Here is a 2,575-nt window from a genome sequence, read left to right as displayed (position 1 = left end):
GATCCGCCGCGCCAGGGGCGACGTGGCCCCGGTCTCGGGCGAGGGGAAGTCGGCCGTGCCGCTGCCCAGCACCGTCTCTCCTGGCAGGAATTTCAGCGTGGCGGGGTTCGGCGTCGTCTCGGTCTGGATGAACATGGGGTCGCTCCTTTAGATCCCGATATGGCGATCCGGGCCGCTTGGGTCAAGCCGCAGGGGGCCTTACGTGATCGCCTCCAGCCGCTCCTTGGACAGATCGCCGGGGACCAGAGAGATCGCGCAGGGCAGGGCGGTCGGATCGCGCATCAGACGCGTCAGCACCGGGTTGGTGCTGCTCTTGTCCGACGACAGGCCCAGCACCACGACGCCGATCTCGCCGTCCTCGGTGATCTGGGCCAGCAGCTCCTCGGCGGTGTCGCCCTCGCGGATGACCAGCTCCGGCTCGACGCCGGGACGCGACCGCATCCATTTCGCAAAGACCTCGAAATGCGCCTCGATCCGCTCGCGGGCCTCGGCGCGCATCACGTCGGCCACGCCGAATCCGTGCTGGATCTCCTCGGCGGGGATGACCGACAGGATCACCACGGCCGCGCCCTGGGACTTGGCCGCCCGCATCGCGGCAAAGCGCATCGCGTTCAGGCATTCCCTGCTGTCGTCCAGAAGGACCAGAAATTTCCGCATCGTACCGCCGGACCCCCGCCTCTTTCGCCCCGACAGTGCCGAAGTGCCATGCCCGCGCAAGTCAGTGCGCAGGAAAGCGCCGCCCCCGTTTCCAATCCTTGCATGTCGTGCTAGTCGCGATGAGGTTGACTGGCGTGTAATGTGCAATGCGGACGGTGTCGTGACGATCCACCATGATTGGGAAAAGGCCGATGCCGCGCATCTGGGACCGCTCAGCGCGCCCCGGATGGCCTGGTTCATCGGCGAGGCGCGGGCCCCCGGCGTCAATCCCATGCCCGCATCCAAGCGTGCCTTCGACCTGGTCCTGGTGCTGATCCTGCTGGTGCCGCTGTCGGTGGTGATGCTGACGGTCGCGGCGCTGCTGCTGCTGCTGCAGGGTCGACCGATCCTCTATGCCGCCCACCGCATGCGCGCCCCGAACCAACCCTTCACGCAGTGGAAATTTCGCACCATGCTGTGCGAGGAGGACGATTTCGGCGCCACCGGCGCGCACAAGGCGTGGCGCATCACGCCCATCGGCCGCTTCCTGCGCCGGTCGCGCATCGACGAGCTGCCGCAGCTGTTCAACATCCTGCGCGGCGACATGAGCTTTGTCGGACCCCGCCCGCCGCTGCGCGAATATGTCGAACGCTTTCCTGCCGTCTATGCTCAGGTCCTGCATTCGCGCCCCGGCGTCACCGGCCTTGCCACGCTGATCTATCACCGCCACGAGGATCGGATCCTGGCCCGCTGCAGGTCGGCCGAGGCGACCGAGATGGCCTATTACCGCCGCTGCCTGCCCGCGAAACTGAAGATCGACCTGATCTATCAGCGCCATCGCAGCTTGCGGCTGGACCTGTGGATCCTGTGGAACACGCTGAAGATCGTGATCTCGCGCCGCGACGAACGCCCGCGCCGCCGCCGGCGCGGTCAGTCCTATCTGCCGATCGGTCCCTCGAAGGGATCGCAGGGGTAACCCACCCCCGTCAGGTACAGGCCCTGCGGCGGGCAGACGGGACCGCAGGCCGCCCGGTCGCGCGCCGCCAGCGCCTGACCGACCCGTTCGGGCGCCCATGACCCCGCGCCGACCCGTTCCAATGTGCCGACGATGGACCGCACCTGGTTGTGCAGGAACGACCGCGCGCACAGGTGAAACCGGTATTCGCGGCCCTGCGGGATGTCCGCGACCTCGATCCTGATCTCGTCCAGCGATTTCACCGGGCTTTTCGCCTGACAGATCGACGACCGGAACGTGGTAAAGTCGTGATGCCCGACCAGATGCGCCGCACCCGCCCGCATCGCGTCCACGTTCAGCGGGTTCAAGACCTGCCAGACCTGTCCGCGCCCATGCGTCAGCGGCGCCCGCCGCGCCACCAGCCGGAACAGATAGCGCCGTTCCACGGCCGAGAACCGGGCGTGGAAATCATCCGGCACCCGCGCCGCCCGCAGGATCGCCACGGGCGCGGGCTTCAGGTGCCAGTTCAGCGCCTCGGACAGGCGGAACGGGTCCCAATCGCGGTCCAGATCGGCATGCGCCACCTGCCCGGTCGCGTGGACGCCCGCATCGGTGCGTCCCGCGGCGGCGATGCGGCGGGTGGCGAAACCGGGGTCCAGCCGCGCCAGCGCGGTTTCGATCGCGCCTGGACGCTTGGCTGGTCGGCCTGCGCCTGCCAGCCTGCAAAGGGCGCGCCGTCATATTCGACCTGCAGGGCAAAGCGGGGCATCAGTCGCGCGGAACCTTTTGTCCCTGAATCGGCGTGCGCAGCAGATCGTCCAGCGTCTGCGCTTCGGCGCTTTGCAGGGCGGGGCGTTCGGCCGGATCGACGCGCGTCGCGGCGCCGGTCAGCCCCTCGCGGGCCAGGCGGTCGCGCAGGACCGACATCTCGATGTCCAGCGCGTCGCGGTCGCCGTCCAGCAGCCGGTCGGCGCGGCGACGAAA

At 68.6% G+C, this 2,575-nt stretch carries 3 protein-coding genes and 2 pseudogenes; 1 reads left to right on the top strand and 4 read right to left on the bottom strand.

Features of this window, described 5'->3' with window-relative positions:
* Positions 1-135 (bottom strand): NifU N-terminal domain-containing protein (locus TY51_RS13585; protein ID WP_042250297.1); only part of this gene is annotated, 135 nt, incomplete at its 3' end.
* Between the two features lie 63 nt (positions 136-198).
* On the bottom strand, positions 199-657 hold the full coding sequence (locus TY51_RS13580) for a universal stress protein (RefSeq protein ID WP_042250295.1): 459 nt from the start codon (positions 655-657) through the stop codon (positions 199-201).
* Positions 658-817: 160 nt separating this feature from the next.
* Here TY51_RS13580 and TY51_RS13575 point away from each other — a divergent pair, with 160 nt between their 5' ends.
* The gene (locus TY51_RS13575) at positions 818-1,612 is read left to right on the top strand and encodes a sugar transferase (protein ID WP_081995027.1); all 795 of its coding nucleotides are present in this window, start codon (positions 818-820) and stop codon (positions 1,610-1,612) included.
* Here TY51_RS13575 and truA read toward each other — a convergent pair.
* Together truA and TY51_RS22775 are read right to left on the bottom strand one after the other, a co-directional pair.
* Positions 1,573-2,360: pseudogene (gene truA, locus TY51_RS13570) on the bottom strand (tRNA pseudouridine(38-40) synthase TruA). The gene TY51_RS13575 and the pseudogene truA overlap by 40 nt on opposite strands.
* A pseudogene (locus TY51_RS22775) lies at positions 2,360-2,575 on the bottom strand (hypothetical protein); the annotation flags it as partial. The pseudogenes truA and TY51_RS22775, both read right to left, overlap by 1 nt.

This window comes from Paracoccus sp. PAMC 22219 (assembly GCF_000787695.1).
Taxonomy (GTDB): Bacteria; Pseudomonadota; Alphaproteobacteria; order Rhodobacterales; family Rhodobacteraceae; genus Paracoccus.
This window is presented reverse-complemented; position numbering and strand designations above follow the sequence as displayed.

Bases quoted from the DNA above. Each gene is read 5' to 3' on its own strand.
- TY51_RS13580 (WP_042250295.1), bottom strand. From the start codon at position 657: ATGCGGAAATTTCTGGTCCTTCTGGACGACAGCAGGGAATGCCTGAAC.